Raw genomic sequence first — 21188 nt, forward strand, 5'->3', positions numbered from 1 at the left:
AAGGCGGTGTTTCGGCATCGCCTTCTTCGTTTCAATTAACGTGCAACTCTGCGGCCTCACGCGTCCAGTTCAGCATCCCAATAAAGAAAATCCATCCAACTGTCGTGCAGGTAGTTCGGTGGAAATTTCCGGCCCATGTTGCGCAATTCTTCCGCGCCCGGTTGCCGAGGAGGTTTGCGCAGGCTGAGCCCGGTGCGGTGCAGCGCTTTTGAACCCTTTTTCAGATTACACGGGCTACAGGCGGCAACCACGTTTTGCCAACTGGTCACACCGCCGCTGGCGCGTGGCACGACGTGGTCAAACGTCAATTCGCCTCGGGCACCGCAGTACTGACATCTGAATTCGTCCCTCAAAAATAAATTAAAGCGCGTGAAGGCCACGCGCTTTTGAGGTTTTACATAGTCTTTCAGAACGACAACGGACGGTATCCTGATCTGGGTACTCGGGCTTCGGACCACATCGTCGTATTCTGCCACGATATCGACCCTGTCCAACCATGCTGCCTTGACCGCTTCCTGCCATGGCCACAGCGAGAGTGGGTAATAACTGAGAGGCCTGTAATCCGCATTCAACACAAGCGCAGGTCTGTGTTTCAGACTTGCAGGGTTGCGTGTGAATTCGGTTCTGAAGTCACCATCCATGATCGCACTGCCCTTTTCCGTTCCGCGTCCGGTCCGGCGAGTCCCTCCCGCCGATGATTTGACTATATATCGTGGTTTTCCTCTGGCAAGCCCCTGAGTGACCACAATATCTCGCCGACAGTTTCTCCTGCTCATGTGACAGGCAGATGACAGTTATCCACAGACTTGAAGGAACCAGTTTCAATCGCCGCTTTGGCCAGTAATTGTCAGCACGAAGTGGTATAGATGCGGTAAATGCCGCGTGCCGGCACGCAAGAAAGAGAGCGATCATGACGGATGTACTGCCCCGACTCGTAATCGATTACGTCGAATTCACCTCACCCGCTTTGGAAGAAACACAAGCGTTTTTCAACGACGCATTTGGCTGGGCGCACATAGACTACGGGGATGACTACCGCGACATCCAAGGCGCTGGCACCGGCGGCGGGATAGCACGTGGACCAAAGCGCGCGCCTTTGCCCGTTCTCAAGACGGACAATCTGGAAGCGGCGCTTGAGAGGGTCACCGACTGTGGTGCAAAAATCACCCGCGAAATCTTTGAATTCCCCGGTGGCAGGCGGTTCCAGTTCATCGAGCCCGGCGGCACTGAAATGGCAGTCTGGTCTGAACCTTTAACGGATGCAGATCACTCTAAAGACTGAGTTTGTCGCGCATGAAAGCAAGGGCCACAGACAACCCGTCCGGCGCTATGCCGTGGCCTGTCCCTTTCATGATGTGCGCATACACATCCTGCCACCCCGCCTCTTGCAGGGCTTCGGCTGCCTGCGGCAACGATTGCGGTGGCACGACATCGTCCTGATCTCCGTGGACAAGGAGCACCGGAGGGCGCGAGACAACTTCATCCACCAGTGTCTCTGGGTTCAACAGGCGACCGGAGAAGGCCACGATACCCGCGATCTCGTCTTCGCGTCTTGGGGCAACGTGCAATGACATCATTGTGCCTTGCGAAAAGCCAAACAGAACCACCTGCTCGGGCAGCACATCCTCGTCCACCATCAGGGCATCCAGAAAAGCGTTCAGGTCGTCCACAGCCTGCGCCATTCCGCGCATGGATTCTTCTTCGGACGATCCGTCGATCCAAGGGATGGGAAACCACTGAAATCCGAATGGCGCACCTGCGCAGGCTTCCGGCGCATCGGGAGCCACGAACAGCGTGTCCGGCAGGTGCTCTCCCAAAGGGTCGGCCAACCCAAGAAGATCCGCGCCATTTGCACCGTAGCCATGCAGGAATACTACCACTGAGCGTGTCTCTCCAGAGACCGGCGCGCTTTTCTCAGCGTTCAATACACGTGTCATGAAATACCTTCCCGTTGCTTGACCACCCGGTAGTACGCAAAGAGCACCCGCGCCGCAACCGACCGCCACGGCGACCACGCCTCTGACATGGCCCGCAGCTCCCGTTCTTTGGGGCGCGCGTCCATCTGGTACAGCACACGGGCCGCTTCCTGTAACGCAAGATCACCCGGCGCAAAGACATCCGGTCGCCCGAGACTGAACATGGCGTAGATTTCCGCAGTCCACCGCCCGATGCCGGGCACCTCGCAGAGCGTATCAATCACGTCTTGGTCCGTCGCTGTACGCAAGGCGACATAGTCGATATCAGCCTCTGCCAGCGCCTTTGCATAGCGTGCTTTCTGACGGCTTAGCCCGAGCGCACGCAGCGCCTCGTCTGACATATTGCGGATAGACTCGGCTTGGGTTGCGCTTGCATCCTCCATACGCCTGTTTATTGCCGTGGCCGATGCCACGCTGACCTGCTGGCTTACGATCGCGCTCAAAAGCTGCGCGAACCCGTCCGGCCTGCGGCGCAGCGGCAAGGGCGAGGTCTGTCCGATCGCCAAGGCCATCCTTGGGCACGATTGTGCGAGCCAAGCGGCACCCCGTGCGACGTCTTCGTCAGAAGTGATCAGCCCCTGTACACTCACAAATTAGCCTCCCACGCCAGTGCCTCGGCCACCGTTTCGACCACCTGCGCCCCTTTGGGTGGCGGTAAGCGCGAGACCATATGGACTGGCAGGTCCAACCGGCGCGCCGCCAGCAACTTTGACATGCTCGCAACACCGCCGACATTGCGGCACAGCAAATGTGTAACAGCCAAACGCCGAAAGAGGCGCTCCTCATGTTCCTGTGAAAACGGCGGCGTTCCTTCGACCAGTTGAACAAATGGAAACGGCGCATTGCCATGCACCTCATGAGATTGTCGCAAAAACACCTTCTGGCCACGAAAACCCGCGTACTCCTGCAGGCTAAGCCAACCGGTATTACTAAACACCCGCGCCGTATCCGGCAGGGATTCGGCCGCGTCGCGGACAGAGGAAAAAACCGACCACCGGTCACGGGAAGTGGCGACCCACGGTTTACGCAGGACGCGCAGGTACGGCACGTCGCAACGCGTGCACACTGTATGCGCCATCAACGAAACCTCGCTGTCAAATGAATGGCTCGAATCGATGACACAGGCAGGATGGTGCGATTTCAGCCACTCTTCGAACGCTTCTTCCGTGTCGAAATTTCCCAATCGAGCATGCGCCAGCAGCGGGTCCGTCTGACGCGGCGCTTCGGGAAGGCTGATCACCACCGTTCGGCGCCGGCTCCGAAGCCCGGTTATGACGCCGTGCGCCTCTCGGGCGCCGGCCAGAACAACTGATGTTTGAAGCGGTGACATGCTGCGACTGTAAATCTATGTGACCGGGGAACAAGGCCCCTTGAACGTTGTAAAACATCAGCTTAGGCAAAGGCATGCCGAACGTTGAAAGCCGCCGTACCCAAAAGAATGTCATCGTGCTCGTACTGGCGCAGACCATACTGGGTGCCCAGATGCCGATGTTGTTCACCATTGGCGGCCTTGCGGGTCAATCGCTTGCCTCAAACATCTGTTTCGCCACTCTCCCGATCACCCTTATCGTTGCCGGCTCGATGCTCGCCGCAACACCAATATCCGCCATCATGCAGCGCTATGGCCGGCGGGTTGGGTTCTTTGTGGGTGCATTGGCAGGTGCGATTGGCGGGGCGGTGGGCGGTTACGGGCTTTATACGGGGTCGTTCCCGATTTTCCTTTTGGGCAGCCTGATCACCGGCGTTTACATGTCGGCGCACGGTTTTTACCGCTTTGCCGCCGCCGACACCGCCTCGGCAGAGTTTCGCCCCAAAGCGATCTCTTACGTCATGGCAGGCGGCCTCGCAGCCGCCATTCTTGGCCCTCAGTTAGTGAAACTGACCGCAGACGCCTACGTGGTACCTTTCATCGGCACATATGTCGCGATCATCGCCCTCAACTGCATTGGGGCTCTGCTCTTTTTTGCCCTCGATATTCCCAAGCCGCCAGCGCCCACAGCGGATGCTCCACAAGGGCGCACCCGGTGGGAGTTGCTTAGCTCGCCCCGCATTCTCGTAGCCGTAATTTGTGCCACGGTAACCTATGCGCTGATGAATCTCGTCATGACTTCGACACCTCTGGCCGTTGTGGGCTGCGGCTATGACAAGAACAACGCGGCAGATGTTGTCTCTGCACATGTTCTGGCCATGTATATCCCGTCCTTCTTTACCGGACACCTGATCGCACGTTTTGGCGCGCAATCGATCATGGCCGCCGGTCTGGCCATTCTTGGTGCCGCAGGCGCGGTGGCGCTGTCCGGAGTTGAACTGGAAAACTTCTTTGCCGCGCTCATTCTGCTGGGTCTCGGTTGGAACTTTGGCTTTATCGGCGCAACCGCGATGCTAGCCGAGGAACACACCCCGGCAGAGCAAGGGCGGATGCAAGGCATGAACGATCTGATCGTCTTTGGCGGGGTGACAATCGCCTCGCTGTCGTCCGGCGGGTTGATGAATTGCGCCGGTGGTGAGCCCGCACAAGGCTGGGCGGCCGTCAACCTTGCGATGTTGCCGTTTCTTGCGCTGGCGGGTGGCGCATTGATTTGGCTGCTGCTGCGCCCCAAGACGCAACCGGCCTGACCGTCAGGACCACTGCCAAAGACGCAAGCTGCGCCGCAGCGGTGAGACCCCAAGCGTGCCTGCTGCAACCCTTTGTGGCGTGCGCACCACCTGTTTCAGAATGTCTCGGGCGAGAAATGCCTCCGTCAAAGCAGGTCGCGCGTTGCGCGAAACGGCCTGTCGTACCGTCCGTGGGTTCCCCTGCTCCAACGCCTCTTTTGCACGGGCTGCAACGGCTTCCGGTCGACCGTCAACCAAGGGGATCCGCCCGGCCGCTTCAAGAGCGGGCACCGCTTGCAGGAACCGCGCAAGCCCTGCGGCGCGCCCTTGTGCATAAACGGCCTCTTTGCCTCGCGTCTTCGCGTCCAGCGCGCGCGCAGCCACCCACATCAGCCCGCTGGCCGTGGCGTCAAGGTACTCCGTCAAATGCGCCTCGTCCTCAAAAGCGTCTTTGTAGATGTCCCAGCGCCGCGCCACGATCAGCTTGTCGAGCACCGCCGCTCCTTGTGCGTCGATCACCTTTGCAAGGGGGGTAACCACTTCATGCCGCCGCGCCGGACCGCCCGCCGCAATTTCCTCAAGCGCATCGCGCCACCACTGCAATCGCATCTCTGCGATCATGCTTTCTTGCGTCACCCAAGGTGCCCGCGCCACTTCGACGTTAAAGGCGTAGATCGGAAACAGCACCCGCCGCGCGGCTACAGGACCTGCCATGGCGGCTGAAAACCTTTCCGGGTCTGCTTTTTCAACTAAAGCTGCGCAGGCCGTCAGATCGGCGTCAAAGCTCATGCAGGCCTGACCACGCAAAGAAGGTAGCCAAATTCCTCACGCGCGTCGCGCCAGAGCGCGGCTTCGGCCTCGGATTCTTGCAATACATCCGCCAAGGCACCCGTGGCGTTGGGGCGCAAGGCTACCACCCGTGCGTCGAGCGGCGTGTAATAAGCCTCCCATGCGGCATCGCTAAGCCGCCGGGTCGCCAAGACCTCGTATCCTGCCGCAGCCACACGTGCACAAACCCCCGCCTCGTCGGTCATGTCCGGATAATCTGCCCATCCGTCGCGCGCATACTGTGACGGCGTCTGGGTGAACCAACAGACCTGACTGAATGCAATCGTTCCCCCCGGCAACAGCGCGCTGCGCCACCGCGTCAGCGCCTCGGTGACCCCCATGAAATAGATCGCGCCGGCGCACCAGACAAAATCATAGGTGCCGGGCAGGTCGTTCATGTCGCCAACAGCTATGTCCGTAAGCGGATCATCGCCATAGCGCGCCTGTGCCTCAGCCACAAAATGTTCTACCTTATCAAAGGCGTAAAGGCTTCCCTGCGGTGCCGCTGCCCGCAGCGCGGGGATATCCGCGCCCGGACCACATGCCACATCACACATCTGAGCATCGGCCGCGAGGCCGGCCAGACCTGCCGCCCAAGCCACATCTTCAGGCAGCCCCGGCCCTTCGCGTGGCAGATCACGGTGCAGTTCGAAAAACGCGTCCCAGTAAGGATTGCTCATGTATCTTTCCAATCGCGCAGCAGCTTCCAGCGAATGGCATCCAGCAGCGCCTCGAAGGACGCATCCACGATGTTGGCAGACACGCCGACAGTTGACCACCGCCGCCCCTGCCCGTCTTCGCTATCGATGATAACCCGGGTGACCGCCTCGGTGCCGCCTTGGGTGATCCGCACTTTGAAGTCGACCAAACGCATATCGTCGATGATCTGTTGGAACGGGCCGAGATCTTTCGCCAGCGCCTTGGCAAGCGCGTTTACCGGCCCGCGGTCGCTGCCGGTTTCATCCATGGATTCCGACACGGACAGTTTTTTCTCGCCACCGATTTTAACCACCACCACCGCTTCGGAGAGGCTGATCATCTGGTCGTACTTGTTCTTGCGCCGCTCGACAGTCACGCGATAGCGTTTAACCTCGAAAAACGCAGGCATCTGCCCCAAAGCATCGCGCGCCAGCAACTCAAAGCTTGCTTGCGCCGTGTCATAGGCATACCCCAGAGCCTCACGCGCCTTGATCCGGTCGAGGATCAGCCCCAAAGCGGGGTCGCCTTTGGCAACTTTGAGCCCCGCGCCCTGCAGTCTCTCGCGCAAGTTCGATTGTCCCGCCTGATTGGACATGGGGATGATACGCGCATTACCCACGCTGGCCGGGTCGATATGCTCGTATGTTGCGGGATCTTTGAGAATGGCCGAGGCGTGCAGCCCGGCTTTGTGCGCAAAAGCGGATGACCCAACGAAGGCGGCCTGCCGGAAGGGCACACGATTGAGAATTTCATCGAGCATGCGGCTGGTGCGTGTCAGCGTTTTTAACGCGTCGTGGGATATGCCCGTGGTGTAGCGGCTGGCGTAGGGCTCTTTGAGCAACAGGATCGGAATGAGCGCCGTGAGGTTTGCGTTGCCGCAACGTTCTCCAAGCCCGTTCAGCGTGCCCTGAATCTGGCGGGCACCCGCATCGACGGCCGCCAGAGAGCAGGCCACCGCATTTTCGGTGTCATTGTGGGTATGGATGCCGAGATGCGTGCCCGGGATTCCGGCGGCGATCACCTCAGCGGTGATGCGCCCGACCTCTTCTGGCAGGGTGCCGCCGTTGGTGTCGCACAGCACCACCCAGCGCGCGCCGGCATGATAGGCCGCGCGCAGAGCTTCGAGCGCGTATTCAGGGTTTTCCTTGTAGCCGTCAAAGAAATGTTCGGCGTCAAAGAGCGCCTCGCGGTCGCTTGCTGTCAGGTGGGCGATGGATTTAGCAATGTTTTCAGTATTTTCCGACAACTCGATACCAATGGCTGCGCGCACGTGAAAGTCGTGTGTCTTGCCCACGAGGCAGACGGCGCTGGTGCGCGCATTCAGCACGTTTGCCAGCACGTCGTCGTTCTCCGCGGACATTCCTGCACGCTTGGTCATCCCGAAGGCGGTCATGGTGGCGCGGGTCTGCGGGGCGGCGTCGAAGAATGCGCTGTCCGTCGGGTTGGCACCGGGCCAGCCGCCTTCGATGTAGTCGACACCGAGTGCGTCCAGCGCGGTCGCTATGGTGCGTTTTTCCTCTGTTGAGAACTGCACGCCCTGGGTTTGCTGCCCGTCGCGCAGGGTGGTGTCATAAAGATAGAGGCGTTCGCGCGTCATAGGGCAATATCCGCTGAAAAAGAGCGTCGGAAAAACATCGGTGTGACGTCGGTATGACATCGGTGCGCGGCGCGCGGTGCAATCAGAAAGATTTTACGCCTCCGGCGGGAGTTTATTTGGCAAAGTGAAAGAGCATGCCTGCCAGGTGCCCCCCCGCAGACAGCAGTTGAAGATTGCGTTTGTGTTTGTGCGCATCGGGTGCGCGACCGGACGGCGGTCATGACAGTTCCTCCAGCTTGGCCGGATCGAAATCCGGCCTTGGCGCGAGCGACACGCCCTCCTTGCTCATCCGGACTTCGACGCCGGCGGCCAGGAGCGCGGTTTTCAAGGCATCGACCGTCGCAAAGTCTTTGGTTTTCATGGCCTCAGTCCGCGCGGAGAGCAGCTTTGCCTCGAGTGCGCTCAGGTCTACCTGCGCCGGTTCCGGCGCGCGCTCCCAAAGCGCCCGCAGGCCGAAAAATTCTGTGGCCGCGGCGAGATCGGCGCGCGCGCCTTCATTGGCGAAACGGTGCATCTCGGCCAGAGCGCCCGGCACGTTCAGATCGTCACAAAGTGCTGCGATGATCGAGGGCGCAGGGCTCGGCGCGGGTTCGACGCCCGCGACGAGACCTCTCCACCGGTGCAGCACTTTGGCCGCCTCCTGGCGCTTGGTCTCGGTCCAGTCCATGGGTTTGCGGTAGTGCGTCGACAGCATGACAAAGCGGATCACGTCACCGGGCACCCCTTGGTCGAGCAGGTCTCTCACGGTAAAGAAATTGCCAAGGCTTTTGGACATCTTCTTGCCCTCGACCTGCAACATTTCGTTGTGCATCCAGACGTTTGCGAAATCGTGACCTGCGCATTTGGACTGTGCGATCTCGTTTTCGTGGTGGGGGAACATCAGGTCGTTGCCGCCGCCGTGAATGTCAAAGCGCGCGCCGAGTTCGTGAAAGGCCATGGCAGAGCATTCGATATGCCACCCCGGGCGTCCCCGCCCCCATGGGCTGTCCCAGCCCGGCGTTGCGTCATCCGACGGTTTCCAGAGCACGAAATCCATCGGGTTGCGCTTGTAGGGCGCCACCTCGACCCGCGCGCCTGCGATCATGTCGTCGACCGACCGGCCCGAGAGCGCCCCGTAGGCGCTATAGCTGTCGACGGCAAAGAGCACGTGGCCTTCGGCTGCATAGGCGTGGCCATTGGCGATGAGGTCCTCGATCATGGCGACCATCTGCGCGATGTATTGCGTTGCCCGTGGCATGGCGGTGGGTTCGAGCGCGCCCACCGCGGCCATATCGTCGAGAAACCATTGTGTGGTTTCGTCGGTGATGTCGCCGATTTCCCGCCCGCTTTCAGCGGCGCGCGCGTTGATTTTGTCGTCCACGTCGGTGAAGTTGCGCACGTAGGTCACTGCTTTGGCGCCGTAAACCTGACGCAGCAGGCGGAACAGCATGTCAAAGACGATCACCGGGCGCGCATTGCCCAGATGTGCGCGGTCATAGACCGTGGGCCCGCAGACATACATCCGCACGTTACCGGAATCGATTGGCGCAAAATCTTCCTTGCGTCGGGTGCGGGTGTTGTAAAGCTTGATGGCCGTCATGTCTGGCGTCCTTGCGCGTGTGTCAGCGCGGGCTTAGCAATCTGGTGTCTGAATGAAAACGACCTAAAACCGCCCGCGGGTGGGGTTCAGCAAATAATACAGCAAATGAGCATTTTGCGGGTCATGCGCTCAGCCTTACGCCCAAGCGCAAGGTCGGGTCAAGGGCGATTGACGAATCAAACCGGCTCTGTCCCCTTGGGCCTGTCACACGTTTAGGAGCGGGCGATGCGGCTATCAGACAGGATCATCGGGATTACCGGTGGCGGCAGTGACGGGTGGGACGTCTTTAACAAGGCGCGCGAGATGATTGCGGCAGGCCATCCCGTTACGGAACTGACCATCGGCGAGCATGATATCGGCACGGCCGCCCCGATCTTGCAACAGATGCACAAGGCTGCGCTTGGCGGACATACCGGTTATGCCGCCGTCCCCGGCACTGCTGCATTGCGCGATGTCGTGGCCCAGCGGGTCGCCGCGCGCACAGGCGTGCCCACCACACGCGACAATGTGCTGATCACGCCTGGTGGTCAGGCCGCGCTTTTCGCGGCGCATATCGCCACGTGCGATCCGGGGGACACGGCGCTGTATATCGATCCCTATTACGCCACCTACCCCGGGACGATCCGCAGCGCCGGCGCCACGCCGCAGGCCATCCTGACGCGTGCCGAAGATGCCTTTCAGCCGCGTGCCGCAGATATTGCGGCGCTGGCCGCCGGCGCACGGTCGTTGCTGGTGAACTCGCCGAACAACCCCACCGGTGTGGTATACACCCGCGAGACTTTTGACGGGATCGCTGCGCAGTGTCGCGCGCATGATCTTTGGCTGGTGTCGGACGAAGTTTATGACACGCAGGTCTGGCAGGGCGGTCACATCAGCCCGCGCGCCCTGCCCGACATGGCAGATCGCACGCTGGTGGTGGGTTCGATGTCAAAGTCACACGCCATGACCGGATCTCGGTGCGGTTGGGTTGTCGGCCCCGAAGATGCGATTGCGCATCTCATTACTCTGGCGACGCACACCACCTACGGTGTGCCGGGCTATATTCAGGATGCCAGCGTCTTTGCCCTGACGCAGGGTGATGCCTTTGAGCGCGAGATATCGGCCCCGTTTCGGCGCCGTCTCGCGCGGGCGCAGCAGATGCTGGCGCAGCAGAATACGGTGGGTCTGGTCCCGGCAGGAGGCGCGATGTACCTGATGCTCGACGTCCGCGCCACAGGTATGAGCGGCGAGGCCTTTGCCTATGATCTGCTTGAGGCGGAATCGATTGCTGTGATGCCGGGCGAGAGTTTTGGCCGTTCTGCTGCAGGCCACATTCGCGTCGCCATGACGGTCGAGGACGAGGTCTTTGAAGCGGCACTTGGGGCGCTGCTGGCGCATGCCAAACGTCTGGCCGAGCAGCGCGCGACAGCCTGACCCGTTCGGCCGCGACCCGGTGCGGCGCAAAAACGACCACAGGTCGCAAACAGGACAGACGCCGGAGCCGCTTGCGCAGATGCTTTTCCTGACAGGAGAGGCCATGCGCGCAGACCGGATCAAGATAACTCTGGTGATCCGCACCATAGGTGCAGAGCGCGGTCGCGCGGCAAGAGGCCGTCCTGAAGCTTGTTGAGCCCGGTTCAACAACGCACTTCAGGATCTTGATATGACAGAACAAACCAAAATACGCAGCGGTGGGCGATCGGCCCGTCGCGCCGCGCGTGCAGCACCTTTGGCGCAGCATTTGCGGCCCATTCGCCCCGGTATGGAAGGAGGCCGGTACGCACCGCTGAGCGGCGGTGACCTTGATCGTATCCACCGCGCCGCGCTTGACGCGCTGGAGCAGATCGGCCTCGTCGATGCGCCCCCGTCTGGTGTAGCGGCGATGACCGCCGCCGGCGCGGTGATGGGCGATGACGGGCGCCTCCGGTTTCCGCGGGCGTTGATAGAGGACGCGATTGCGCGTGCAAACCGGTCTATCACGCTTTGCGGGCGCGACCCGAAGCACGACCTCGAACTCAGCGGCACGCGGGTACACTACGGGACCGCAGGGGCGGCTGTGCACCTTGTCGATGCCGAAGGGCGGAATTACCGCGAAAGCACCTTGCAGGATTTGCATGATGCCGCGCGGATCGTCGATGTGCTGGACAACGTGCATTTTCTGCAGCGCCCCATGGTGGCACGGGACATCACCGACAACTGCGAGATGGACATTAACACCGTCTATGCCACCGCCGCGGGCACCACCAAGCATATCGGCACGTCGTTCTACGACCCAAGCCACGTCAAGCCCTGCCTTGAGATGCTGCACATGATCGCCGGGGGCGAGGACAAGTGGCGCGAGCGCCCCTTTATGAGCAATTCCAACTGCTTTGTCGTGCCGCCGATGAAGTTCGCCACCGAATCCTGCCTCGTGATGGAAGAATGTATCCGCTATGGCATGCCGGTGCTGCTGTTGTCGGCGGGCATGGCGGGGGCCACAGCGCCTTCGACCGTTGCAGGCGCGATCGTGCAGGCCACGGCAGAGTGCCTTGCCGGTCTGGTTTATGTGCAGGCAATCGAGCCGGGCCACCCTGCAATCTTTGGCACGTGGCCTTTTGGCCTTGATCTGCGCACCGGTGCGATGACCGGCGGCTCGGGCGAGCAGGCCCTGCTGACGGCGGGATGTGCCCAGATGCACAAATACTACGACCTGCCCGGTGGAGCCGCCGCTGGTATCGCGGACAGCAAGCTGCCGGACATGCAGGCGGGATGGGAGCAGATGTGCTCGAACGTGATGGCGGGTCTGTCGGGGCTGAACATGGTTTACGAGGCGGCGGGCATGCATGCCTCGCTTCTCGGGTTCTGTCTGGAATCGCTTATTCTGAGCGATGACATCATCGGTCAGGCACTGCGCTGTGTGCGCGGGATTGAGGTTAACGACGAAACTCTGGCGCTCGACCAGATGAAGGAAGTCTGTATGGGCGGCCCCGGTCACTACCTTGGCACCGCGCAAACGCTGGGCCGGATGGAACAGGATCACGTCTACCCGACTTTCGGCGACCGCACCTCACCCAAGGAATGGGTCGAGAACGACAAACCGGATCTGATTGCAAAGGCCAAGGCGCGCAAGGAGGAAATCCTCGCGCAGCGGTCTGCAGCAAGGTACGACCCCGAACTGGACGCACGTCTGCGCGCGGCGTTCAATATCTACCTGCCTGCCTGAAAAACGCTCGCGCATAGCCGAAATGCGCGAAGAGGGCTTGGCAGGGCCGTGTCGGGTCTCCACCTGAGAAGAAAGGAGACCTGACATGACCAAAAACGCCTCGTTGTTTACGCCCGTGCAGATGGGCGAACTCTCTCTGCCCAACCGCGTGGTGATGGCCCCGCTGACACGGAACCGCGCTCAGTCAGATGGCGTTCCCGGCCCGCTGGCTGCCAGCTACTACCGCCAGCGCGCCTCGGCCGGATTTATTGTGACGGAAGCCACACAAATCTCGCCCATGGGCAAAGGGTACATCGACACGCCGGGGCTGCATTCGGACGCGCAGGTCGCGGGCTGGCGCGAGATCACCGACAGTGTGCACGCGGCGGGCGGTCGTATCTTTGCGCAGCTTTGGCATGTGGGACGGATCAGCCACAGCTCGCTGTTGCCGAACGGCGCCGCGCCGCTGTCATCGACCGACAAAACGGCGGATGCCAAAACGGTGACCGATCAGGGGTTTGTCGACACCTCGCAACCGCAGCGCATGACGCAAGAGCAGATCAAAGCAACCACAGAGGACTACCGCAGGGCCGCCGAGAACGCCAAACGCGCCGGTTTCGACGGGGTTGAGGTACACGCGGCCAATGGCTATCTGCTGGACCAGTTTCTGCAAAACGGTGTGAACGACCGCGACGATGCTTATGGCGGCACAGCCGAGAACCGCATGCGTTTTTTGCTTGAGGTGCTTGATGCCGTCGAAACGGTGTGGCCCAAGGGGCGCATCGGCGTGCGGCTGTCGCCGATGAACGCTTTCAACGATATGTCGGACGACGACCCCGAAGCGCTGTTCTCGGCGGTGTACAAGGCGCTGGATGGGCGCGGATTGGCCTATCTGCACGTCGTTGAAAGTTACAATCGCGCCGAAGACTCCGATGCGAAGGCAATTATGGATCGGCTGCGCCCTCTTTATTCGGGCTTTTTCGTTGCAGCAAATGAATACGACGGCACAAGCGCGGCAGATGCCATCGGATTTGGTCATGCACAGGCTGTGGCCTTCGGAAGGCCGTTTCTGGCTAACCCCGACCTGCCAGAGCGTCTGCGCCGCGGGGCCGACCTGAACACCCCGGACGAGGCTACTTTTTACGGAGGCGGTGCCGAAGGGTATACCGACTACCCTGCCCTCGAGACCTGACCCAAGCACCCGCGACACAGCGGACGGACCGCTTGCCCGCGTGCAGGCCAACACAAAAAAACGGGAGGCGCGATGCCTCCCGTTTTGGTCTCGTTATGCCGCTTGGCGGTCGTGGCGTCCTTCGCGGACCTCTTCGATTATCTTGGCACAAAATGCATCCAGATCGCCCGGTTTGCGCGATGTGACGAGTGCCTGATCCACGACAACTTCGCTGTCCTGCCAGTTGGCGCCCGCGTTTACCAGATCGGTTTTGACGGATGGCCATGACGTGACATCGCGGCCTTTCACAACGTCTGCTTCGATCAGAAGCCACGGCGCGTGACAGATCGCTGCCAGCGTTTTGCCGCTGTTAAAGAAATCCCGCACAAAGCTCACCGCTTTGTCATTTGTCCGCAGGATGTCAGGGTTGATCTGACCACCGGGCAGTACCAGCGCATCAAAGTCTTCTACGCGGGCGTCTGCGACATCCATGTTGACGGCGACGGCTTCGCCCCAGTTCTGGTCATCCCAGCTTTTGATCTCGCCGCTTTCGGGCGAAATCACCACGATCTCGGCGCCGGCCTCTTCCAACTGACGCTTGGGTTCGAACAGCTCTGATTTTTCAAAGCCGTGTGTCGCGAGAATGGCGATTTTTGCATTACTGATCTGTGTCATGCATATCTCCTTTCAATGTTTTCAATGCAAGCGGCACCCGTGCCACCCGCTTCACCAACACAACGGGTCAGCGCGCAAAAGGTTCACTTGATCGTGGGTATCGTGCGGTATTGTCGCAGTTTCGGGCACATTTCATCGGAACAAAGAAAAAGGGGGCACAAGGCCCCCTGTTAGTTTCGCCGTTCAAGCTCATCTTGTTAACCGCTCGGTATTTTTCTGCCTGCGGCCTGAACGTCGTCGGGGGCGAGCGCACCCGCCCCGTGTTTGTCGAAACCGTGGCGGCTCCGACGGGACAACCAGGGACCGTTTGGGAAAAACGGCCGGGCTGATCGCCCCGGTAAAGGTGGGAGGAGCAATAGATCCGCCCCACCCTGTTCGTCGGGGTGCGGTCCGGTTGGTGGCCCGGCGCCGCGACCCCTACACGTCCCCCAGGGGCGCGTTTGGTTTAGCTACACCCCGATGTTGCACCGCAGGTGTTGCATTTCATGCAGGTGCCGTTGCGCACCAGCGTGTAGTTGCCGCATTCGCCGCAGGCCTCGCCCTCGTAACCTTGCATCTTGGCCTTGGTGCGGGCGTCCATTTCGGTGGAGCCTGCTGTCACGGTCGTGGTTGTCACGGCCACGGCCACAGAGCCGTCGGCTGCGGGGGCTGAACCCTCGAAGGCAACGGTTTCTTCGGCAAACCCGTCCTGACCGCCTTTGAGTACGACCAGTTCCTGCGGCAAGCGATTGCGCAGATAGCCGGTGGAGCTGATCTGCTTGAGCACCTCAAGCGACTTGGTGGCAGCGCTTTCGGAGATTTCCGATACGTTGCTGACACCTTCCTCTTCGCCGCGACCGATGGTGTCGAATGTGGCACCTTCCGGGGCGACATGCGCCAGATCGGTACGGTCGAGGTAGGACACGGCAAGTTCACGGAACACGTAGTCGAGGATCGATGTCGCGTTCTTGATCGTCTCGTTGCCCTGCACCATGCCCGCTGGCTCAAACTTGGTGAAGGTAAAGGCATCGACGAACTCTTCGAGCGGCACGCCATACTGGAGGCCGACCGATACCGCGATGGCGAAGTTATTCATCATCGCCCGGAAGCCAGCGCCTTCCTTGTGCATGTCGATGAAGATTTCGCCGAGGTTACCGTCTTCGTATTCGCCGGTGCGCAGATAGACCTTGTGACCGCCCACAATGGCTTTTTGCGTGTAGCCCTTGCGACGTTGAGGCATCTTTTCGCGGTGCGACTTGACGATCTCCTTGATGATGACCTTTTCGACCACCTTCTCGGCCAGCACGGCTGCCTTTTCCTGCGGTGTTCCGCTTTCCAGCACTTCCTGCGCGTCTTCGTCGTCCTCGACGAGGGCTGCGGCGAGAGGTTGGCTGAGCTTGGAGCCGTCGCGGTAGAGCGCGTTTGCCTTCACACCCAACCGGTGCGACAACTCGTAGGCTGCCTGACAGTCTTCGATGGTGGCGTCGTTTGGCATGTTGATCGTCTTGGAGATGGCCCCCGAGATGAAGCTTTGTGCCGAGGCCATCATCGTGATGTGGCTGTTCACGGAGAGGAAGCGCTTGCCTTTCTTGCCGCACGGGTTGGCACAGTCAAAGATGCCGTAGTGCTCTGTCTTGAGGAACGGTGCGCCCTCGACCGTCATGGTGCCACAGACGTGGTCGTTGGCTGCTTCGATGTCCTTTTTGCTAAAGCCGAGGTGCTTGAGCAGATCAAACGTCGGGTCGTTCAGCTTTTCGGCCGGGATGCCCAGCACCTGCGTGCAGAACTCTTCGCCCAGTGTCCACTGGTTGAACACGAAGCGGATGTCGAAAGCCGAAGCGAGCGCGGCTTCGATCTTGGCCAGTTCATTGGGGCCAAACCCGTGACCTGCCAGCGTCGTGGTATTGATGCCCGGCGCATTCCCGATGGAGCCGTGGCCGACCGCGTAGGCTACAATCTCTTCGATCTGGGCAGAGCTGTAGCCCAGTTTCTCGAGCGCTGCCGGTACCGACTGGTTGATGATCTTGAAGTAGCCGCCGCCTGCGAGCTTTTTGAACTTCACCAGAGCGAAATCGGGCTCGATGCCGGTGGTGTCACAGTCCATCACAAGACCGATGGTGCCGGTGGGCGCAATGACCGTGGATTGCGCATTGCGGTAGCCATGCTTCTGTCCCAGTTCCAGCGCCTGATCCCACGCCCCGCGTGCAACTTCGATCAGCCGTGCGTCGGGGCAGGACTTGTAGTCGAGCGGTACCGGTGGCACGGCGAGTTCTTCGTAGCCGCCGACCTTGCCATAAGACGCGTGGCGGTGGTTGCGGATCACCCGCAACATATGTGCCGCGTTTTTCTCGTAGCCGGGGAATGGGCCAAGCTCGCTCGCCATTTCGGCGGACGTCGCATAGGCCACGCCGGTCATGATCGCCGTGAGAGCGCCGCAAAGTGCGCGGCCTTCGGGGCTGTCGTAGCTGTAGCCCATGTTCATCAGCAAGCCGCCGATGTTCGCGTAGCCCAGACCCAGCGTACGGAAGTCGTACGACCGCTGTGCGATCTCTTTTGACGGGAATTGCGCCATCATCACAGAGATTTCCAGCGTCACCGTCCAGAGCCGCGAGGCGTGCATGTAGTCCTCGACCTGAAACTCGCCATTCTGGAGGAAGGTCAGCAGGTTCATGGAGGCAAGGTTGCACGCGGTATCATCAAGGAACATGTATTCCGAGCACGGGTTGGACCCGCGGATTTCACCGTCTTCCGGGCAGGTGTGCCAGTCGTTCACGGTGTCGTGGTACTGGATGCCGGGGTCTGCGCAGGCCCAAGCAGCATGGCCGACCTTTTCCCACAGATCGCGGGCGCGGACGGTTTTGGTGACTTTGCCATCGACGCGGTTCTTCAGTTCCCAGTCAGCGTCTTTCTCGACCGCCTTCAGAAACGCGTTGGTCACCCGGATCGAGTTGTTCGAGTTCTGACCGGAGACGGAGTTATACGCCTCGCTGTCCCAGTCGGTGTCGTAGGTCGGGAACTCGATCGAGGTGTGTCCCTGCTTTGCGTAATCGAGCACACGTTTGATGTAGGTCTCTGGGATGGCGACTTTCTTGGCGTCGCGGACGGCCTGTTTCAGGCTCTCGTTCTTTGTCGGGTCATAAGCGTCACCTTCGGCACCATCCCATGTCCCGATCGCCTCGAAAATGCCGTTGAGCTTTTGCTCGTGCATTTTCGATCCTGCGACGATCGATGCGACCTTCTGCTCTTCGAGAACTTTCCAGTTGATGAATTCTTCGATGTCCGGGTGGTCGGCATCCACGATCACCATCTTGGCCGCACGCCGTGTCGTGCCGCCGGATTTGATTGCGCCTGCAGCACGGTCACCGATCTTGAGGAAACCCATCAGGCCAGAGGACTTGCCGCCGCCGGACAGGCCTTCGCCTTCGCCACGCAGCGAGGAGAAGTTGGTGCCGGTGCCGGAGCCGTATTTAAAGAGGCGTGCTTCGCGCACCCACAGATCCATGATGCCGCCGTCGTTCACGAGGTCGTCTGATACCGACTGGATAAAACAGGCATGGGGCTGTGGGTGCTCGTAGGAGGACTTTGACTTGGTCAGTTTACCAGTCTTGTAGTCCACATAATGGTGGCCTTGGGCCGGGCCGTCGATGCCGTACGCCCAGTGCAGGCCGGTGTTGAACCATTGCGGGCTGTTGGGCGCGGCGCGCTGGGACGCCAGCATGTGGCGCATTTCGTCAAAATATGCGCGGGCGTCATCCTCGTCGGAGAAGTAACCGCCCTTCCAGCCCCAGTAGGCCCAGGCGCCGGCGAGGCGGTCAAAGACCTGCTTGGAGGAGGTTTCGCCGCCCATTTCCGCGCCCTCGGCTGGGACCGAGCGCCACAAAAATTCCGGAACGCCTTTTTCTTTCACCTTGCGCGTCTTTGACGGCACGCCTGCTTTGCGAAAGTATTTCTGCGCGATCACATCGCTGGCGACCTGACTCCAGCTGCCGGGGACTTCGACATCATCAAGCCGGAACACGATCGTCCCGTCGGGATTGCGAATCTCTGATGCGGTCGTGATGAAATCGAGGTCAGCGTAAGCGTCCTGACCTGCCTTGGTAAATTTGCGTTCAATTTTCATAGCGCTGCCTCATTCCCAGCTGTGTCTTCCCAAGAGGGCGGCTGTCATTGCAGCCTGCCCCCAGCCCTGTCACCGTGGGTCAGAGAACAGCACTCCCTGTGCCGAACGCGCATAGCCATGCGCTTCCAGCATTGTGGAGTCAGATCAGTAAGTATTGATCGTCTTTAGCCCCTGTCCCGTCGATCCGCCCCCTGAGCGTTGACCACTACATGTTGTGGCGTCATCGTCGGCCTACACAAAGTGGCGTATTTAGACATAGACGGTCAATCGCTTTTTTAGAAAAATTTGAAAACTTATCAGTTGACGCACACGAATTTTTGGTCAGCACCGGCGCCGATGCGATTCAACAAGTTAACAGCCGGTAAATATCCCCAAGCCAGCGCCCGAAACGCTGCATCGCAGCAACCGTGAAAAAGCCTGAAAGTGGCTCACCTTAGCGTCAGCGGTTAAGTTTTCGCGTTAATTTTTCAACAGGGCTGAGGATAACTGCGGCCCTGCTTGAGCGACTCGCACATGATTTGCGCAAACTTGAAGTCTAGCGCACCAACACGACAGAATTGTGGCATTCGCACCACGATGCCTGCCCGTCAGCGCACTAAATCTGGGCAGCGCACCGGCGCGCGCAAAAAATAAACACAAGATGTAGTGAAAATAGAAAACGCCCCGAAGGGCGTTTGAACTAGTGGTCGGAGCGAGAGGATTCGAACCTCCGACCCCCTGTACCCAAAACAGGTGCGCTACCAGGCTGCGCCACGCTCCGACGAGGCACTCTTTAGACGCCCTTTTTTGATTTGAAAACCCCTTAACATGGCCAAGCGGCCTCTGCTTGCAAAAAACTTGGGTGGCGCACCGTTGTGCCGGGCGTAATTCCCATCTGTTTTGCCAGCCCTCCGTTGATCTCCAGCACATGTGTCAAACCGCGCCCGCCGAGAACGGGAGTCTCGTCGAGCGGTTGCGCACGGTGGTGGATGTGCTGGACCACGCCCTTGGGGTCGATAAACAGCATATCCAGTTCGATCAGCGTGTTGCGCATCCAGAACGACATGGACTGTGGTTTGGGATAGATGAACAGCATACCGGCGGCGCTGGCCATTTCTGTGCGGTGCATCAGGCCCAGCGACCGCTCTTCGTCGTCATCCGCTATCTCGACAGAAAAGCGCGCCTGCCCGAAATCACCTTTGAGATAGACTGTGTCCTCGCGGCACTCGGCCCACAAAACGGACGGCAGGCTGACCAGGACGAACGCGAAGGCGGCCAGCTTCACGCGTTTTCGTGCTCCAGCGCGGCTTCCCACGCAAAGACCTCGGCGGCCATATGACCACGCTTGCCTTCGATCACCCGCAAGGCAAGCGCCTCGCCCGGAGACAGATCCGACAAGCCGGAGCGGCGTAGAACTTCCATATGCAGAAAGATGTCCTCGCGCCGACCGAAAACATTGGCAAATCCGAAACCTTTGCCCTTGTCGAACCATTTCACCCGCGCAGGTTCCAGCGGGGCCGCAGCCACAACATCGGGATCCAAGGCGGCGATATCCGACAGGCCCACACCGCTGTCGCCTTCAGGGGGCAGCAAAGAAAGCACCTGCGTCGCCTGAACGCCACGGTCGGTCCGCTGTACTTCCAGTTCAACGCGCGCCCCGTCTGCGACAGAGCTTTGTCCGAAGTTGCGCAAGACATTCACATGCAAAAGAATGTCAGGGCCGCCTTCGTCGGCGACGACGAAACCAAATCCTTTGACCGGGTCAAACCACTTCACTACCCCAGCGATCGGCGTTGCAATGTCGGTGGTTTCGTCCACGGTGTTTTTATCCGTTCTTTTGAGGTCGCAATTATCTAGTTGTGCGCGAAGCATCGCGGTCTAATCAAGCCAAATTATTAATAAATCAGACATCGCCATCGTTTAGACCCCATCTCGCTGTGGCGCAAGTATCACGAATTAGTGATTAAATTGCAATGTTCCACTCATTTTAAGGTCTGGGATGTAACTCACTCGTTTTTTGAGGAAACTGCCCATTATGCACAACCCATGTGCAATTTTTCACAGAACGTCGTTGCACAATATTTTGACATTGCACAACTTATTGGTGGGTCCTGCCAAGAATTTCCCGTTATGGGTTCAGCCTTGTGACATCCCACGGGTCGGTTTCAGACTCACGCCGCCAAACAAAGCGGTCGTGGAGGCGAAACTCGCCATCGGCCCAGAACTCGATTTCAAACGGCCGCAACCGGTATCCGCCCCAAAAAGGCGGTCTTGGGGGATTGGTGCCGTGTTTTGCCGTCATTTTGGCAACCTCTGCCATGAGCGCACTGCGACTGCTGAGAGGGCGCGATTGCCGCGATGCCCACGCGCCCAGCCTGCTTTTGAGTGAGCGCGACGCGTAATAGGCATCGGCGCCGGCCCCGTCTTCGCGCGTGATGTCGCCGCGCACGCGGATCTGCCGCCGCAGGCTTTTCCAATGCATGACAAAGGCCGCCTTGCCTGCCTGATCCAGTTCGCGCGCCTTGGCGCTTTCGTAATTTGTATAAAACACGAAGGCATCCGGCTCGATCCCTTTCAGCAGGACCATGCGCGCATTGGGGCGTCCGTCACTGTCGACCGTGCTGAGCGCAATTGCATTGGGATCGTTGATCTCCGCCTCCTGCGCCTCATCCAGCCAGCGTTGTGCGATCTCGAAAGGGTTGTCGCCCGCAAACTTGCCGCTTCGCTTTTCCATTGCCATTCCATCCTGCGTCTGTGCCCCATCAGGTGATGGTATTCTCGCCGAGGTCAAGGGCCAGCAGTGCGGCAATCTCTGCCGCGAGGTCTGATC

The 21188-nt window shown here is 60.0% G+C and carries 18 protein-coding genes and 1 tRNA gene; 5 read left to right on the forward strand and 14 right to left on the reverse strand.

Features of this window, described 5'->3' with window-relative positions; genetic code table 11:
- Positions 1-56: 56 nt before the first annotated feature.
- Complete coding sequence (locus AC2D8V_RS07725) at positions 57-641, reverse strand: HNH endonuclease (protein WP_484732953.1); 585 nt, start codon at positions 639-641, stop codon at positions 57-59.
- A gap of 269 nt (positions 642-910) precedes the next feature.
- On the opposite strand from AC2D8V_RS07725, the gene AC2D8V_RS07730 reads away from it, so the two are divergent.
- Complete coding sequence (locus tag AC2D8V_RS07730; protein ID WP_484732954.1) at positions 911-1282, forward strand: VOC family protein; 372 nt, start codon at positions 911-913, stop codon at positions 1280-1282.
- On the opposite strand, the gene AC2D8V_RS07735 is transcribed toward AC2D8V_RS07730, so the two are convergent.
- Genes AC2D8V_RS07735 through AC2D8V_RS07745 form a run of 3 tightly spaced genes read right to left on the reverse strand, consistent with a single transcriptional unit; the run spans position 1272 to position 3306 of the window.
- Complete coding sequence (locus AC2D8V_RS07735) at positions 1272-1937, reverse strand: alpha/beta hydrolase (RefSeq protein ID WP_484732955.1); 666 nt, start codon at positions 1935-1937, stop codon at positions 1272-1274. The two genes, AC2D8V_RS07730 and AC2D8V_RS07735, sit on opposite strands and share 11 nt — an antisense overlap.
- Entirely contained in the window at positions 1934-2566 is a 633-nt protein-coding gene (locus tag AC2D8V_RS07740) for a DNA-3-methyladenine glycosylase family protein (protein WP_484732956.1), read from the reverse strand. The genes AC2D8V_RS07735 and AC2D8V_RS07740 overlap by 4 nt, the downstream gene beginning before the upstream one ends.
- A complete protein-coding gene (locus tag AC2D8V_RS07745; RefSeq protein ID WP_484732957.1) occupies positions 2563-3306 on the reverse strand; it encodes a precorrin-6A/cobalt-precorrin-6A reductase in 744 nt (247 codons plus the stop codon). Before AC2D8V_RS07745 ends, AC2D8V_RS07740 begins: the two co-directional genes overlap by 4 nt.
- A 74-nt stretch (positions 3307-3380) precedes the next feature.
- Between AC2D8V_RS07745 and AC2D8V_RS07750 the strand changes: the two genes are divergently transcribed.
- A complete protein-coding gene (locus tag AC2D8V_RS07750; protein ID WP_484732958.1) occupies positions 3381-4592 on the forward strand; it encodes an MFS transporter in 1212 nt (403 codons plus the stop codon).
- Positions 4593-4595: 3 nt separating this feature from the next.
- On the opposite strand, the gene AC2D8V_RS07755 is transcribed toward AC2D8V_RS07750, so the two are convergent.
- The 4 genes from AC2D8V_RS07755 to cysS form a co-directional block, all read right to left on the reverse strand.
- Positions 4596-5360: a squalene/phytoene synthase family protein gene (locus AC2D8V_RS07755; RefSeq protein WP_484732959.1), complete on the reverse strand. Its 765-nt coding sequence runs from the start codon at positions 5358-5360 to the stop codon at positions 4596-4598.
- Positions 5357-6079, reverse strand: coding sequence for a class I SAM-dependent methyltransferase (locus AC2D8V_RS07760; RefSeq protein WP_484732960.1), 723 nt, complete (start codon positions 6077-6079; stop codon positions 5357-5359). Before AC2D8V_RS07760 ends, AC2D8V_RS07755 begins: the two co-directional genes overlap by 4 nt.
- Positions 6076-7695, reverse strand: a complete 1620-nt coding sequence (cimA, locus tag AC2D8V_RS07765) for a citramalate synthase (RefSeq protein ID WP_484732961.1) — start codon at positions 7693-7695, stop codon at positions 6076-6078. The genes AC2D8V_RS07760 and cimA overlap by 4 nt, the downstream gene beginning before the upstream one ends.
- Positions 7696-7912: 217 nt before the next feature.
- A complete protein-coding gene (gene cysS / locus AC2D8V_RS07770; protein WP_484732962.1) occupies positions 7913-9274 on the reverse strand; it encodes a cysteine--tRNA ligase in 1362 nt (453 codons plus the stop codon).
- A 225-nt stretch (positions 9275-9499) separates the two neighbouring features.
- Here cysS and AC2D8V_RS07775 point away from each other — a divergent pair, with 225 nt between their 5' ends.
- From AC2D8V_RS07775 to AC2D8V_RS07785, 3 genes are all read left to right on the forward strand, one after another.
- The gene (locus AC2D8V_RS07775) at positions 9500-10687 is read left to right on the forward strand and encodes a pyridoxal phosphate-dependent aminotransferase (protein ID WP_484732963.1); all 1188 of its coding nucleotides are present in this window, start codon (positions 9500-9502) and stop codon (positions 10685-10687) included.
- Between the two features lie 229 nt (positions 10688-10916).
- Positions 10917-12455 (forward strand): trimethylamine methyltransferase family protein, encoded by a 1539-nt coding sequence (locus AC2D8V_RS07780; RefSeq protein ID WP_484732964.1) that lies wholly within the window; start codon positions 10917-10919, stop codon positions 12453-12455.
- A gap of 85 nt (positions 12456-12540) precedes the next feature.
- Positions 12541-13626 (forward strand): alkene reductase, encoded by a 1086-nt coding sequence (locus tag AC2D8V_RS07785; protein WP_484732965.1) that lies wholly within the window; start codon positions 12541-12543, stop codon positions 13624-13626.
- Between the two features lie 93 nt (positions 13627-13719).
- On the opposite strand, the gene AC2D8V_RS07790 is transcribed toward AC2D8V_RS07785, so the two are convergent.
- From AC2D8V_RS07790 to pdxH, 6 genes are all read right to left on the reverse strand, one after another.
- Positions 13720-14280: a type 1 glutamine amidotransferase domain-containing protein gene (locus tag AC2D8V_RS07790; protein ID WP_484732966.1), complete on the reverse strand. Its 561-nt coding sequence runs from the start codon at positions 14278-14280 to the stop codon at positions 13720-13722.
- Between the two features lie 445 nt (positions 14281-14725).
- Positions 14726-18379 (reverse strand): vitamin B12-dependent ribonucleotide reductase, encoded by a 3654-nt coding sequence (locus AC2D8V_RS07795; RefSeq protein WP_484732967.1) that lies wholly within the window; start codon positions 18377-18379, stop codon positions 14726-14728.
- 683 nt (positions 18380-19062) lie between these two features.
- Positions 19063-19139 (reverse strand) — tRNA-Pro (locus AC2D8V_RS07800).
- A gap of 42 nt (positions 19140-19181) precedes the next feature.
- On the reverse strand, positions 19182-19637 hold the full coding sequence (locus AC2D8V_RS07805) for a DUF192 domain-containing protein (protein WP_484733875.1): 456 nt from the start codon (positions 19635-19637) through the stop codon (positions 19182-19184).
- A 2-nt stretch (positions 19638-19639) separates the two neighbouring features.
- On the reverse strand, positions 19640-20134 hold the full coding sequence (locus AC2D8V_RS07810) for a cold-shock protein (protein WP_484732968.1): 495 nt from the start codon (positions 20132-20134) through the stop codon (positions 19640-19642).
- A 352-nt stretch (positions 20135-20486) separates the two neighbouring features.
- Entirely contained in the window at positions 20487-21092 is a 606-nt protein-coding gene (gene pdxH, locus AC2D8V_RS07815; protein ID WP_484732969.1) for a pyridoxamine 5'-phosphate oxidase, read from the reverse strand.
- Positions 21093-21188: the final 96 nt, after the last annotated feature.

Source organism: Roseobacter sp. YIN89 (assembly GCF_057219365.1).

Coding starts and splice junctions, on each gene's coding strand:
- AC2D8V_RS07760 (WP_484732960.1), bottom strand. CDS start 6,079: ATGAGCAATCCTTACTGGGACGCGTTTTTCGAACTGCACCGTGATCTG.
- AC2D8V_RS07730 (WP_484732954.1), top strand. CDS start 911: ATGACGGATGTACTGCCCCGACTCGTAATCGATTACGTCGAATTCACC.
- AC2D8V_RS07780 (WP_484732964.1), top strand. CDS start 10,917: ATGACAGAACAAACCAAAATACGCAGCGGTGGGCGATCGGCCCGTCGC.
- AC2D8V_RS07745 (WP_484732957.1), bottom strand. CDS start 3,306: ATGTCACCGCTTCAAACATCAGTTGTTCTGGCCGGCGCCCGAGAGGCG.
- cysS (WP_484732962.1), bottom strand. CDS start 9,274: ATGACGGCCATCAAGCTTTACAACACCCGCACCCGACGCAAGGAAGAT.
- AC2D8V_RS07795 (WP_484732967.1), bottom strand. CDS start 18,379: ATGAAAATTGAACGCAAATTTACCAAGGCAGGTCAGGACGCTTACGCT.
- pdxH (WP_484732969.1), bottom strand. CDS start 21,092: ATGGAAAAGCGAAGCGGCAAGTTTGCGGGCGACAACCCTTTCGAGATC.
- AC2D8V_RS07725 (WP_484732953.1), bottom strand. CDS start 641: ATGGATGGTGACTTCAGAACCGAATTCACACGCAACCCTGCAAGTCTG.
- AC2D8V_RS07775 (WP_484732963.1), top strand. CDS start 9,500: ATGCGGCTATCAGACAGGATCATCGGGATTACCGGTGGCGGCAGTGAC.
- AC2D8V_RS07755 (WP_484732959.1), bottom strand. CDS start 5,360: ATGAGCTTTGACGCCGATCTGACGGCCTGCGCAGCTTTAGTTGAAAAA.
- AC2D8V_RS07790 (WP_484732966.1), bottom strand. CDS start 14,280: ATGACACAGATCAGTAATGCAAAAATCGCCATTCTCGCGACACACGGC.
- AC2D8V_RS07785 (WP_484732965.1), top strand. CDS start 12,541: ATGACCAAAAACGCCTCGTTGTTTACGCCCGTGCAGATGGGCGAACTC.
- AC2D8V_RS07750 (WP_484732958.1), top strand. CDS start 3,381: ATGCCGAACGTTGAAAGCCGCCGTACCCAAAAGAATGTCATCGTGCTC.
- cimA (WP_484732961.1), bottom strand. CDS start 7,695: ATGACGCGCGAACGCCTCTATCTTTATGACACCACCCTGCGCGACGGG.
- AC2D8V_RS07735 (WP_484732955.1), bottom strand. CDS start 1,937: ATGACACGTGTATTGAACGCTGAGAAAAGCGCGCCGGTCTCTGGAGAG.